The organism is Arthrobacter sp. 01N444 (assembly GCF_056399305.1).
The window spans coordinates 195,607-208,026 of record NZ_JBFTRB010000001.1; the positions used below are offsets into that span (position 1 = coordinate 195,607).

The 12,420-nt window shown below is 67.8% G+C and carries 12 protein-coding genes; 7 read left to right on the forward strand and 5 right to left on the reverse strand.

Annotated features, from left to right (window positions below; all coding sequences use genetic code 11):
* The first annotated feature begins 2 nt into the window (after window positions 1-2).
* The 3 genes from AC1DKN_RS00900 (at window position 3) to AC1DKN_RS00910 (ending at window position 2,057) form a co-directional block, all read left to right on the forward strand.
* Window positions 3-494, forward strand: a complete 492-nt coding sequence (locus AC1DKN_RS00900; protein WP_018774943.1) for an inorganic diphosphatase — start codon at window positions 3-5, stop codon at window positions 492-494.
* A 127-nt stretch (window positions 495-621) separates the two neighbouring features.
* The gene (locus AC1DKN_RS00905; protein ID WP_476870206.1) at window positions 622-1,377 is read left to right on the forward strand and encodes a DUF429 domain-containing protein; all 756 of its coding nucleotides are present in this window, start codon (window positions 622-624) and stop codon (window positions 1,375-1,377) included.
* Between the two features lie 80 nt (window positions 1,378-1,457).
* Complete coding sequence (locus tag AC1DKN_RS00910; protein ID WP_476870341.1) at window positions 1,458-2,057, forward strand: hypothetical protein; 600 nt, start codon at window positions 1,458-1,460, stop codon at window positions 2,055-2,057.
* Between the two features lie 51 nt (window positions 2,058-2,108).
* Here the strand turns inward: AC1DKN_RS00910 and AC1DKN_RS00915 are convergent, their stop codons facing one another.
* On the reverse strand, window positions 2,109-3,029 hold the full coding sequence (locus tag AC1DKN_RS00915; protein WP_476870207.1) for an HAD family hydrolase: 921 nt from the start codon (window positions 3,027-3,029) through the stop codon (window positions 2,109-2,111).
* A 145-nt stretch (window positions 3,030-3,174) separates the two neighbouring features.
* A complete protein-coding gene (gene serS, locus AC1DKN_RS00920) occupies window positions 3,175-4,455 on the reverse strand; it encodes a serine--tRNA ligase (protein ID WP_230008894.1) in 1,281 nt (426 codons plus the stop codon).
* Between the two features lie 78 nt (window positions 4,456-4,533).
* On the opposite strand from serS, the gene AC1DKN_RS00925 reads away from it, so the two are divergent.
* A complete protein-coding gene (locus AC1DKN_RS00925) occupies window positions 4,534-5,598 on the forward strand; it encodes a diacylglycerol/lipid kinase family protein (protein ID WP_230008895.1) in 1,065 nt (354 codons plus the stop codon).
* Window positions 5,599-5,648: 50 nt separating this feature from the next.
* On the opposite strand, the gene AC1DKN_RS00930 is transcribed toward AC1DKN_RS00925, so the two are convergent.
* From AC1DKN_RS00930 to AC1DKN_RS00940, 3 genes are all read right to left on the reverse strand, one after another.
* The gene (locus AC1DKN_RS00930) at window positions 5,649-5,870 is read right to left on the reverse strand and encodes a hypothetical protein (RefSeq protein ID WP_018774949.1); all 222 of its coding nucleotides are present in this window, start codon (window positions 5,868-5,870) and stop codon (window positions 5,649-5,651) included.
* A 94-nt stretch (window positions 5,871-5,964) separates the two neighbouring features.
* Window positions 5,965-6,948 carry a prephenate dehydratase gene (gene pheA / locus AC1DKN_RS00935; protein ID WP_476870208.1) on the reverse strand — a complete coding sequence of 328 codons (984 nt, stop codon included), beginning with the start codon at window positions 6,946-6,948 and terminating at the stop codon, window positions 5,965-5,967.
* 18 nt (window positions 6,949-6,966) lie between these two features.
* On the reverse strand, window positions 6,967-7,293 hold the full coding sequence (locus AC1DKN_RS00940; RefSeq protein WP_223914713.1) for a rhodanese-like domain-containing protein: 327 nt from the start codon (window positions 7,291-7,293) through the stop codon (window positions 6,967-6,969).
* A gap of 288 nt (window positions 7,294-7,581) precedes the next feature.
* Here AC1DKN_RS00940 and AC1DKN_RS00945 point away from each other — a divergent pair, with 288 nt between their 5' ends.
* The 3 genes from AC1DKN_RS00945 (at window position 7,582) to AC1DKN_RS00955 (ending at window position 12,416) form a co-directional block, all read left to right on the forward strand.
* The gene (locus AC1DKN_RS00945; RefSeq protein WP_476870209.1) at window positions 7,582-9,042 is read left to right on the forward strand and encodes an amidase; all 1,461 of its coding nucleotides are present in this window, start codon (window positions 7,582-7,584) and stop codon (window positions 9,040-9,042) included.
* Window positions 9,043-9,637: 595 nt separating this feature from the next.
* Window positions 9,638-10,783, forward strand: a complete 1,146-nt coding sequence (locus tag AC1DKN_RS00950; protein WP_476870210.1) for an alcohol dehydrogenase catalytic domain-containing protein — start codon at window positions 9,638-9,640, stop codon at window positions 10,781-10,783.
* 127 nt (window positions 10,784-10,910) lie between these two features.
* A complete protein-coding gene (locus AC1DKN_RS00955) occupies window positions 10,911-12,416 on the forward strand; it encodes a peptide MFS transporter (RefSeq protein ID WP_223914716.1) in 1,506 nt (501 codons plus the stop codon).
* Window positions 12,417-12,420: the final 4 nt, after the last annotated feature.

Consider the following 12,420-nt stretch of genomic DNA (forward strand, 5'->3'; position numbering starts at 1 on the left):
CCATGAAGCATGACGTGACCATCGAGATCCCCAAGGGATCGCGCGTCAAGTACGAAGTCGACCACGAGACCGGCCGCGTCCGCCTGGACCGCGTCCTGTTCACGTCGATGCAGTACCCCACCCACTACGGTTTCTTCGAGAACACCCTGGGTGAGGATGGGGATCCGCTGGACGCGCTGGTGCTCCTGCAGGACTTCGACCTCTACCCCGGCGTGATCGTCGAGTCCCGCCCGATCGGCGTGTTCAACATGACCGACGACGGCGGCGGCGACGCCAAGGTCCTGTGCGTCCCGACCGATGCCCGGTTCGACCACATCAAAGAGATCAGCGACGTCAGCGAGTTCCTGATCAAGGAAATCGAGCACTTCTTTACCCGTTACAAGGACCTGGAGCCGGGCAAGTGGGTCAAGGCCGAGGGCTGGGGCGACCGTGCCGCCGCCGAAGCCGAACTGGCGGCCTCCATCAAGCGTTACGTTCCGGCAGCCGGCCACTGACCGTTCCTGCACTCCAGCGCGGGGTCACGTACCGCCCATCCGGCGTTCCGGAAAGGGCGGTAGGTGACCCCGCGTTTTTGTTGGGCGTTTTTCGATTGGCGGTCATTCAAGTGGCTGGGGCGCGGTGATGCGGACTCTCGGCGTCGACCTCGCTGCCGCCGCGAAGAAGACGGCGGCGGCCGTCATCGAATGGGATGACGGTGCGGCGCGCCTGGCGCATCTGTCGTTGAACGTGGGCGACGAGGAGATCCTCCGCCTCTTCGGCACCAGCGCCATGACGGGGATCGATTCCCCCCTCGGCTGGCCGGACGCGTTTCTTCCCTTCATCGCCGGGCACCTGAGCTTCGAACCCCATCCGGTGCTGGACCATGACGGGATCGAGGGCCGCCGGCTGCTCGCCTACCGGGACACCGACCGTTTCGTCACCGGCAACACCGGCCTGATCCCGCTCAGCGTCTCCGCGGACCGGCTGGCCCACCCGGCGATGCGTTGCGCGGTGATCCAGGCGAAGATCGCAAGGGAGTACGGGCCGCAGGCCAGGGACGGCAGCGGCCGGCTTGCCGAGGTCTACCCGGCGGCGTCGCTGAAGCTCTGGGGGATCCATGCCCGCGGCTACAAGGGGCGCGGGGCGCCGGAGGCGGAAATGCTGTCCTCAGCGTTGGCGGATCTGGCCGTGAAGGCGCCGTGGCTGGACCTGGCGGAGTACCGGGCCGATCTTGCGGCGTCCGATGACATGTTCGATGCCCTCATCGCCTCCCTGTCCGCGCGGGCCGTCGCCGTCGGCGCGACGCTGCGGCCCGGGCCCGGGCACACCGCGGCGGCCCTGACCGAAGGCTGGATCCACCTGCCCTCCGGCCAGCTTTCCGGCCTCGCTTCCCGGTAACCGCCTCTGTTACGGCCCCGGCACACCACGCCCGCCAACAACTTGCCCCGCAAGTGCCAGCAGGTAGTGTGTCATCCAGAATGTTCACGCTGACCATCAATCAAACCGACAGCCGGCGCGACGGCGACCGCGTGCCGCAGCTCCTCAAGGACCTGCGGCACATTCCGGCGCGCCTTGATTTCGACCGTTCCGTCGAGGATGAGGTCCAAGGGATCCTGGACTGTCCGCATCAGACGGTGGAAGCGGCCATGATCGCCCTGCGCAGCGGCAGCTGGTACGTGGGCATTGGCGTGGGCCCGGTCAATGAACCGCTGCCGAACCAGATCAAGGACGCCTCCGGGCACGGGCTGATCTATGCCCGGCGCGCGGTGGATCGTCTCCGGAACCACAAGGACCGCGTCCGGGTGGCCGTGGAGGGCCCACTGGCCGATCTTGCCGCAGAGGCGGAAGCCGTGCTGCGCCTCCTGGGCCACATTGTGCACGACCGCAGCCACGCGGAATGGCGGGTACTGGACCTGCTCACCCCGGGGGTGCGGGGTCAACAGAAGGCGGTCGCAGAGGAACTCGGGATCACCACCCAGGCCGTGAGCAAGGCCGTGGCCCGGTCCCAGTGGAATGAAGAGCACGCGGCCCGGCCCGCTGCGGCGCGGCTCCTGAGCCTCATCCTCGACGTCCGCTAGCCGTCCCGGCCCCTCCTCGGAACCGCCCGACCCTGCCGCGCCTTTGAGGCCTTAGAGGAGGCTGCGAAGCACGTGCGCGGCGCCGTCGTCGTAGACCGATTTCGTCACTTCGTCAGCGGCGGCAATCACCTCAACGGGGGCCTGGCCCATGGCCACGCCGCGGCGCGCCCAGGTCAGCATCTCGATGTCATTGCGGCCGTCGCCGACGGCGACAGTGCGGTGCGTTTCGATGCTGAGCCGGTCGCGGAGCTGTTCCAGTGCGCTGGCCTTCGTGACACCGGCAGCGGCGATGTCCAGCCACGCCGTCCAGCCCACCGAATACGTGACGCCGGCGAGCCCGATGTGGCGGATCGCGGTGTTGAATTCTTCGGGCGTGTTCTCCGAGCTGAAGACCACCACGCGCACGGCGGTTGCCTCCAGCATGGTCTGGAAGTCGACGCCGACCGCTTCGACGCCGAAGCTGGCGTCCTGGAAGCGTTCCGTGGACAGGAAGTTGCCGTCCCCGTCCTCGAGCGCGTACTTGGCCGAGGGCAGCCGCTTGCGCAGCGCGCGAAGGACCGGCCCGGGGTCGAACGTTGCCTTGTGGAGGATTTCGTAGCCCTCCGGCAGGCCGGAGTCGACGCGCAGGATCACACCGCCGTTGGAGCATACGGCGTAACCGTTCTCGATCCCGATGTGTTCGATGACGGGCAATGTGGCGTTGAGCGAGCGGCCGGTCGCGATCATGACGTGGTGGCCTGCGGCCACAACGGCCTGGGCGGCCTCGCGGACGGGAACCGACATGTGCCCGTCGTGGTCCACGAGGGTGCCATCGACGTCCAGGGCGATCAGCATCTTGTCGCCGGCCCGGTTCCGAGAGTTTCCCACCCGGGCCGCGCTGGCCGGGGCCGCCGTGTTCTGGTCTGTCGTGTTCTGGTGTGTGGTGCGCCGGTCATCGTTGCCGGCGACTGAGGATTCAGCCATTGTTGTCATCTCACAAGTAGAGCAGAGACCCCCGACTGCCGCTAGGACACACGCCACAGCGAGGCGTGAACTTGCGGTAAACACCCACGGAATGTTCCCGTGGTGGGCGTTTACCCGGCGGCCATCGGAGGCCTGGCTGGGGTCGGGACCGGGGTTAGAGGACGGGGAAGACCGTCATGCCGCCGAGGTACTTCTGCAGGGCGGCGGGGACGTTGACGGAGCCGTCGGGGTTCTGGTGGTGTTCCAGGATGGCGACGATCCAGCGGGTGGTGGCCAGGGTGCCGTTGAGCGTGGCGACTGCCCGCGTGCCCTTGGGCGCGCCGTCCTCGTTCAGAACCCGTTCCCGGATGTTCAGCCGGCGCGCCTGGAACGTGGTGCAGTTCGACGTCGAGGTCAGCTCCCGGTATGCGCCCTGGGTGGGGACCCAGGCCTCACAGTCAAACTTCCGAGCCGCGGAATTGCCCAGATCGCCGGCGGCGGTGTCAATGACGCGGTACGGGAGCTCGCACTTGGCCAGCATCTCCTCTTCCCATGCCAGCAGGCGGGCGTGCTCGGCGGCAGCGTCCTCAACCGTGGTGTAGATGAACATCTCCACCTTGTTGAACTGGTGGACCCGGATGATGCCGCGGGTGTCCTTGCCGTGCGAGCCCGCCTCGCGCCGGTAGCACGAGCTCTGGCCCGCATAGCGGATGGGGCCGGCCGAAAGGTCCAGGATCTCGTCGGCGTGGTAGCCGGCCAGGGCCACCTCCGAGGTGCCCACGAGGTACAGGTCGTCTTCGGCGAGACGGTAGATCTCGGCGTCGTGCTTGACGTCAAAGCCGGTGCCCTGCATGGTTTCCGGGCGGACCAGGGTGGGCGTGATCATGGGGACGAACCCGGCGTCGATCGCCTGTTCCATGGCCATCTGGAGCAGCGCCATTTCCAGCCGGGCGCCGACGCCGCGCAGGAAGTAGAAGCGTGAACCGGAAACCTTCGCCCCGCGTTCCATATCGATGGCCCCGATCAGCTCACCGATCTCGAGGTGGTCCTTCGGCTCGAAGTCGGGGAATTCGCGCGGCGTGCCCACCGTCTTGACCACAATGTAGTCGTCCTCACCGCCGGCCGGGACGCCGTCCTCGATCAGGTTCGGGATGGTCCGGAGGAGTTCGTCCTGGGCGGCCTGGACGAGATCGGCCTCGGCCGATGCCGCCTTGACGGAGGCCGCCAGAGCCTTGACCTCGGCGAGGAGGGTCTGCTTTTCCTCGCCCTTGGCCTGCGCGACCTTCTTGCCGTACGCATTCTGCTCGGCCCGCAGGTTCTCGAACCGGATCAGGGCTGCCCGCCGGGCCGAGTCCCCTGCGATGATCGCGTCCACCGCGGATTCGTCGGCGCCTCGGGCGCGCTGGCTGGCACGGAACTTGTCCGGATTTTCGCTGAGGTCTTTTACGTCGATCACCAGACAAGAGTATCCAATCCGGTCACGGTTGCCCGGCAAGCCGGCCTGCATGCGCTGGCGGGATACTGTTGGATCACAATGCGCGACTGGCTGCTCTACCTCGTCATCGCTGGGGCCCTGGTCTTTGCCGTCTCCAGCTGGTGGGGGGTGCGCCGGCTGAAGGCCAAGCACACCCGCCGTGCCGTGTGGGAGGAAACCCACAGCCCGGGCCCGGGCCGCCAGAAGGTGGCCGTGGTCCTGAACCCCATCAAAGCCAAGTCTGCCGAGGCCCGGGGCCTGATTGAGGCAGCGTGCGCGGCGGCCGGCTGGCCGGCGCCCCGCGTCTTTGAAACCACCGCAGAGGATCCCGGCTTCTCGCAGGCGCGGGCTGCGGTGGCCTACGGGGCCGACGTCGTCCTGGCCGGCGGCGGCGACGGTACCGTGCGTGTGGTGGCGGAGGTCCTCGCCGGGACGCACACCGCCATGGGCGTGATCCCGCTGGGCACCGCAAACCTCTTGGCCCGCAATGTGCATCTGGAGGTCAACGACCTCGCCGGCAACGTGCAGGCCGCCCTGTTCGGGCACCAGCGGTTCATCGATACGGCGCGGCTCACCCTGGAAAATTCCCTCACCGGGGAGTCAGCGCAACACACGTTCCTGGTGATTGCGGGCATCGGCATGGACGCCGAAGTAGTCAGCGACACCCTTGACGGCCTGAAGAGGGCGGTGGGCTGGCTGGCGTACACGGAAGCCGGGGCTAGGCACCTTCTGGGGCGCCGCAAGAAGGTCTCCATCGCGCTGGATGGCCAGCCTGAGCAGGCCCGGAAGATCCGCAGCGTCCTGTTCGCGAACTGCGGCCTGATCCCCGGGGGAATCGACTTCATCCCGCAGGCCATGATCGATGACGGGATGCTGGACGTGGTGGTGATGAGCCCGCGCAGTGCGATCGGCTGGCTGGCCATGTACACAAAGATCGTCCTGAAGCACAAGAAGGACCTGCCGGTCATGACGTATTACCGGTGCGGCAAGATCACCATCCGGTGCCCGGAACCTATGCCCACCCAGGTCGACGGCGATCCTTCCGGCGAGGCCACGATGGTCACCGTCGAGGTGGACCCGGGATCCCTGCTGGTGAGGGTAAAGGACGGCGCCAAAGGCCGCTAGGCCGACGGCGGCTGGAGCGCGCCAGGCTGGAGTGCGCCAGGAGCGAGGGACTAGGCGCTGGCGGCCTTCTTGGCCTCTGCGGCCTTCTTCGCCTCGGCCGCAGCCTTGGCGGCCCGGGCTTCGGACTGCTCACGGATCATTGCCTGCTCCTCTTCGAAGCGCAGGCGGTCCGCGCGGTCGGCGTCGTCGCCGTCCCAGTCCTGATTTTCAGCTGTGGGCTTGGGATTGACAATCATTCCCTGGCCGTCATTTTCTGTGCTGGTGCCTGACATGACCCGCTCCCTCCCGTAGGGGAATTCCCCAATATGGATCAGGCAAGCATACGCACAGTTGGGAGGGCGTGGAAGTGCGCCATATGGCATTTGCCTACGCTCTGGGCGAAGCCCCCGGGGTATATTCCGGCACAGCGGATGCGCCGCCCAGTATGTCTTTCACCCACGCATGCGCGGCGCGGAATGCCTGGTCGGAGGTGTGCGGCGCGACGCTGGTCCGGTGGCCGTCGGCGCGCTGGTAGGACCCGAGGAAGCGGGTGGCCGGGCTGATCCGGTGAAGACCTGCGAGCGCGTCGGCCACCCGGGCGTCGGCGACATGGCCGTCGGCGTCAATGCTGAAGAAATAGTGGCCCAGGTACTGCCCGGTGGGCCGGGATTCGATCCGGCTCAGGTTTACGCCGCGGGTGGCGAACTGGTCCAGGATCTCCATCAGCGCACCCGGCCGGTCCTCGGGCAGCGGCACCACGACAGTGGTCTTGTCGGCTCCGGTGGGGGCCGGCAGTTCGCCCGGGCGGCCCACCAGCACGAACCGGGTGACGGCGCCGGGGTTGTCGCCGATGTTTTCCGCCAGCACCTTCAGGTCCGGCTGCTCGGTGGCCACGATCGGGGCGCAGATCGCGGCGTCGTAGTGGGCGCCGTCGCCATCCAGCAAGCCCATGGCGGCAGCGGCGGTGGAAGAACCGGGAATATATTCCGCATTGGGAATATTGGCGTCCACCCAGAGCCTGCACTGGGCCCAGGCGTGGCCGTGGGTGGAGACGCGCCGGATGTCCCCGAGCGCCACGCCGGGCCTGGCCACCAGGACGAAACTGATGGGCACCAGGGCCTCCCGGAGGATCCGGAGTTCCTGGCCGGTGGCGATGGCGTCGAGGGTGGCGGTGACCCCGCCCTCGACCGAGTTTTCGATCGGTACCATGGCCGCATCGGCGGAGCCGTCCCGCACCTTGTCCAGCGCCGTGTTCACATTCGAGGACGGAATGCGGATGGCCTCCGCCGCGTCCGGGACCTGCATCAGGGCCGCTTCGGTGAAGGTGCCCTCGGGTCCGAGGAATGTGTAGGTGAGCGTCGGTGCGGGCATCAGTTCTTCCTTCTTCAGTTACAGGACAACCGGTTTGAGGCCGTTGTCGGACACCAGCGGCATGCCGGTCTCAACCCACTGGTCCATGCCGCCGGCCACATTCACGGCGGAATATCCCATTCCGACCAGCCACTGGGTGGCCCGGAAGGAGCGGCCGCCGGTGCGGCAGATGACGTAGACGTCCTCGTCCGGGTCCAACTCCTCGATCCGGGCCGGCAACTGGTCCATGGGAATGTGCAGGGCACCCTCGGCGTGGCCCGCAGCCCACTCATAGTCCTCGCGGACGTCCACGATCTTGGCACCATCGGGGATGCCAGACACGCTTACGCTCTGGAAGTCGCTCATGTTGACCCTTTCCGCAGAATTCAAGCTCCGATCCCAGCGTATCCCCCGCCGCTGGCACCGCACCCCCGCTGGCGGCACGTTACGCTTCTGGGGACCGCAAAGGAGACCTCATGGCTGCCGAACACCCCGCGGAGCGGCCGGTCCGCGGCCCTTGCCACGGGACATGCCCTCCCCTGGCCGCGCGCGCTGGGCATGATGCCAACGTGTCCTTCCTCCGGTCCCAGGAATGGGCATGCCCCCCGGGTAGCCGGCCCGCGCGGCCCCACGTACGGCCGGAGCCCCGCCTCCTTGGCTGAAATCCACGAAATCTCCGCCGTCGAGCTCCGCGATGCGCTCCGTTCCGGGGAGCTGTCCGCCAGGGTTGCCGCCGATCATTTCCTGGACCGGATCGAAGCCGAGAATCCGCACCTCGGTGCCTTCATCACGGTCACCGCGGAACAGGCGCGGAAAGACGCCACGGCAGCTGACCGGCGCTACGCCCTCCGGAGCCGGAACGGCGGCGCCTTGCCCCTGCTGCATGGAATGCCGGTCGCCTTCAAGGACCTGACGGATGTGGCAGGGGTCGTCACCACGCATGGAAGCGCGGCCCTGGAACGCAAGCCGGCCTTGGCCGACGGCGCAGTTCCCGCCGCGCTCAAGGCCGCCGGGGTCCTCTCGCTGGGCAAGACACAGGTCCCGGAGTTCGGCCTGACCGCCTACAGCGAGAACCGGATCGCCCCGCCGTCGCGCAATCCGTATGCACTCAGCCGCAGTTCGGGCGGCTCCTCGGGCGGCAGCGCTGCCGCGGTGGCCGCGGGGCTGTTGCCGTTCGCCCCAGGGTCCGACGGCGGGGGCTCCGTGCGGATCCCGGCCGCGGCATGCGGACTGGTCGGGTTGAAGCCCGGACGTGGGCTTCTGCCAGCCGGGGGAAGCTCGGGCGATCCCGCGCAGCTCGTGGTTGCCGGACCGCTCGCCCGCTCCGCCGCCGACGCCGCGCTGCTGCTGGATGCTCTGGTGCCGGGCCCGGGCAATCAGGGTGCGGGCGGTCCGGGCATGGGCAGCCGGACGCTCGCCGGCTACCTCGAACTGACCGCCAGGGAGCCCCGACCGCTGAGGATCGGCATAAGCCTCGACAGCCCGTGGCAAGCGAAGTTTCCCTTCATCCCGGACAGTGAGGCGCTCGACGCACTCGCGGACGGCATCTCACGGCTGGAGGCGGCGGGGCACGAGACCATGGAAGCCGCGATTCGCTACGACAACCGCTACCCGGATGCTTTCACCACAGCCTGGACGGCCGGCATTGGCAGCGCGCGCATCTCGTCGCAGCGCGAGGCGCTCCTGACACCGCTCACCAGGACTTTCCGCCGGCGGGCACAGCAGCGCAGTGCAGCCAAACTTAACGAATCCCTCGGGTTCCTCCGGCAGTTCCAGCAGGACACGATTGTCCAGTACGCCCAATGGGACCTCATAGTGACGCCGGCCCTGGCGCAGACACCCCGTCCGGTGGGCTGGTTCACGGGCGCGACCCACGGCGGAGGCTACTGGCCGGCCGCGGAATGGGCGGGCGACGCCGACGGCGACTACCGCAAACAGTGCGAGTACGCTCCATGGTCATCCATGGTCAACGTTTGCGGGCTGCCGGCCATCAGCATCCCGGTGCACTGGACCGGCGGCGCCCCTGGTTCCGGCCTGCCGATGGGCATCCAGGTGATCGGGCCGATGGGCTCCGAGGGGCTCCTGCTGCAGGTGGCCGCCGAATTGGGCTTCTAGCCGTGGACCCGGCACTCACCCGTGGGCATGCCCACTCCTGACGCCGCGCAGGGGACATGTCCGGAACTCACATCGGGCACCGGACATGTCCGTCCTCCACCAGTCGGGACATGCCCATTCCGCACGCCGCGCAATGGACCGCCCGCCCTTCACGCCGCGCAATGGACATGTCCGGAACTCATCACGGACATGTCCGCCCGTGGCCGAGGCGGGTGGACATAATGCCATCTTGTCCACGCCCGGGCACCAAAAATGAGCATGTCCCCAGCTGGCATCCAGAAACTCAGCCCACACACACGCCCGGGCACCACGAATGGGCATGTCCCCCGGTGAGGCCCAGGAACTCAGCCCACACACCCCCGGGCACCAAAAATGAGCATGTCCCCAGCTGGCATCCAGGAACTCAGCCAACACACACCCCCGGGCACCACGAATGGGCATGTCCCCCGGTGCGGCCCAGGAAACCAGCCAACCCAAGCCCCCAGCCACCCCAAGCCCGCGGCCGCCGGCGGACCTCTCCAGCCCCCAAATGGACGCTGGCGGCGGCAGGCGGCTATCGTTCACTCAAACCCGACCAGGCCGCGAAAGAGGATCGATGAAGATCACCGGTGCAGTACTTGAGGAAATCGGCCGCCCCCGCCCCTTCGCGGAGTCCAGGCCGATCAGCATCTCCGAGCTGGAACTGGCGGCTCCCGGGCCCACCGAGATCCTTGTCCGGATGGAGGCCGCCGGGATTTGCCATTCGGACCTGAGCGTCGTCGACGGCAACCGGGTCCGGCCCGTTCCCATGCTGCTGGGCCACGAGGCCGCGGGCCGCATCGTGACGGTCGGTTCCGGCGTAACGGACCTGCAGCCCGGTCAGCGCGTGGTCATGTCCTTCCTGCCCCGCTGCGAGAACTGCGCGAACTGCGCCGAGGACGGCCGGCTGCCCTGCACGGCAGGGTCCAAGAGCAACAACGACGGGACCCTGCTGCACGGATCCCGGCTCCTGAGCCGCGACGGCGAGCCCGTCCACCACCACCTGGGCGTCTCAGGCTTCGCCACCCACGCCGTCGTGGACCGCGCTTCCGCCGTGCCGGTGGACGACGACATCCCCGCGGACATTGCGGCAGTGCTGGGCTGCGCCGTGCTGACCGGCGGCGGCGCGGTGCTCAACGCGGCCCGGCCCCGCCCGCAGGACAGCATCATGATCGTCGGCCTCGGAGGGGTGGGCATGGCGGCGCTCATCACCGCCGTCTCGCAAGGAATCTCGCGGATTGTCGCTGTGGACACGCTGGAGCAGAAACTCGATCACGCCCGCCGCCTCGGCGCCCACGAGACATACACCCCGCAGCAGGTCCTCGACGCCGGGGTCAAAGCCAGGTTCGTGATCGAGTGCGCGGGAAATCCCCGCGCGTTCGAGACCGCGTTCGCCGCCACCTCCGCCGGCGGCACCACCGTCACGGCGGGACTGCCCTCCCCCGAGGCCCGCGCCCAGCTGGCGCCGCTGACCGTCACCGCCGAAGCCCGGACGATCGTGGGCAGCTACCTGGGCTCCGCCGTCCCGTCGCGGGACATCCCGAGATACGCCCAGTTGTGGCGGGACGGGAAACTGCCCGTCGAGGAGCTGATCTCGGACCGCATCGCCCTGGCCGATATCAACCGGGCCATGGACCAGCTGGCGGACGGCCTCGCCATCCGGCAGATCATTATGTTCGACGCCGGCGAGCCCGCCCAGGAGCCCGCCGGCGAGCCCGTCTAGGACACAGCCGCCCAGCCCGGAACGCCCCGCGTAACCGGCGGAAAGAGAGGCAAAACACGGCCGCGGTTGCTTGCCTCGGGCCTGCTCGAATGTGACAATCGCGCGTCACAATGTCACCATTAAGTAAATGAGCACAACTCATTTATCCAATCCCCCCGCTATAACGCCGGGCGATCCCTCGTTACGCCCCCCCACCAAGACACCGGGCGACACCTCGTTTTTTGGCCACCCAAAGATGCTGGCCAGCCTTTTCTCCGTAGAGATGTGGGAGCGCTTCTCCTTCTACGGAATGCAGGGGATCCTCCTTTACTACATGTACTTCACGGCCGCCCAGGGTGGCCTTGAGATTCCACAAGCTTTGGCGGCCGGCCTCGTCGGCGCCTACGGCGGCGGCGTCTACCTCTCCACAATCCTCGGCGCCTGGCTCGCGGACCGGCTCTTCGGGTCCGAGCGGGTGCTGTTCGGCGCGGCCGTCCTGATCATGGCCGGCCACATCGGGCTGGCACTCGTGCCCGGCATACCCGGCCTGATCGCCGGGCTGGTGCTGGTGGGCGTCGGCTCCGGCGGCCTGAAGGCCAATGCCACCGCCCTCGTCGGCAGCCTGTATGGGGAGAAGGACGAACGCCGCGACGCCGGGTTCTCCATTTTCTACATGGGCATCAACGCCGGTGCGCTGATCGGCCCGCTGGTCACCGGCTGGCTGCAGGAAAGCCAGGGCTTCCACTGGGGCTTCGGCGCCGCCGCCGTCGGCATGGCCATTGGCCTTGTCATCTACTCGCTGGGCCGCAAGAAGCTGCCCGAAGAAGCACACCGGGTACCGAACCCGCTCCCGGCCGCCCAGCGCACCCGCTACGGCCTCGTCTTCGCCGGCATCGCCGTGATCATCGCCGCGCTGCTCGTGACCGGCACCGTGAACGCCGAAAACCTGGCCATGTCCATGGCCTACGCCGCAATCGGCGCGTCGGTGCTGTACTTCGCGCTGATCTTCAGCAGCAAGAAGGTCACCCCCACCGAGCGCGGACGGGTCGCGGCATTCATCCCGCTGTACATCGCCTCCGCGGCGTTCTGGGCCCTGTTCCAGCAGCAGTTCACCTTCATCGCCGTGTACTCGGAGGAGAAGCTGGACCGGAACCTGTTTGGCTGGGAAATGCCTGCCGCCTGGGTCCAGTCCATCAACCCGGTGTTCATCATCATCTTCGCCGGCATCATGGCCGCCCTCTGGACCCGGCTCGGCCGCAAGCAGCCCGGTTCGGCCCTGAAGTTCTCGATCGGCCTGTTCGTGATGGGCCTTGCTTTCCTGGCGTTCATCCCGCTGGCCGGCGGTGGCAAGACCCCTCTGCTGGCTCTGGTTGGAATCCTGCTTCTGTTCACGCTTGCAGAGCTGTTCCTTTCCCCCATCGGCCTGTCTGTGACCACCAAGCTGGCGCCCAAGGCCTTCCACACCCAGATGGTGGCACTGTTCTTCCTCTCGGTGTCCCTGGGCACCACCCTGGCCGGCATCCTGTCCGGCCTGTACAACCCGCAGGACGAGCTGCCCTACTTCATCGGCATCGGCGGAACCGCAATGCTGCTGGCTGTGGGCCTGGCGGTCGCCTCGCCGGCGATCAAGAAGCTCATGGGCGGCGTACGCTGACCCG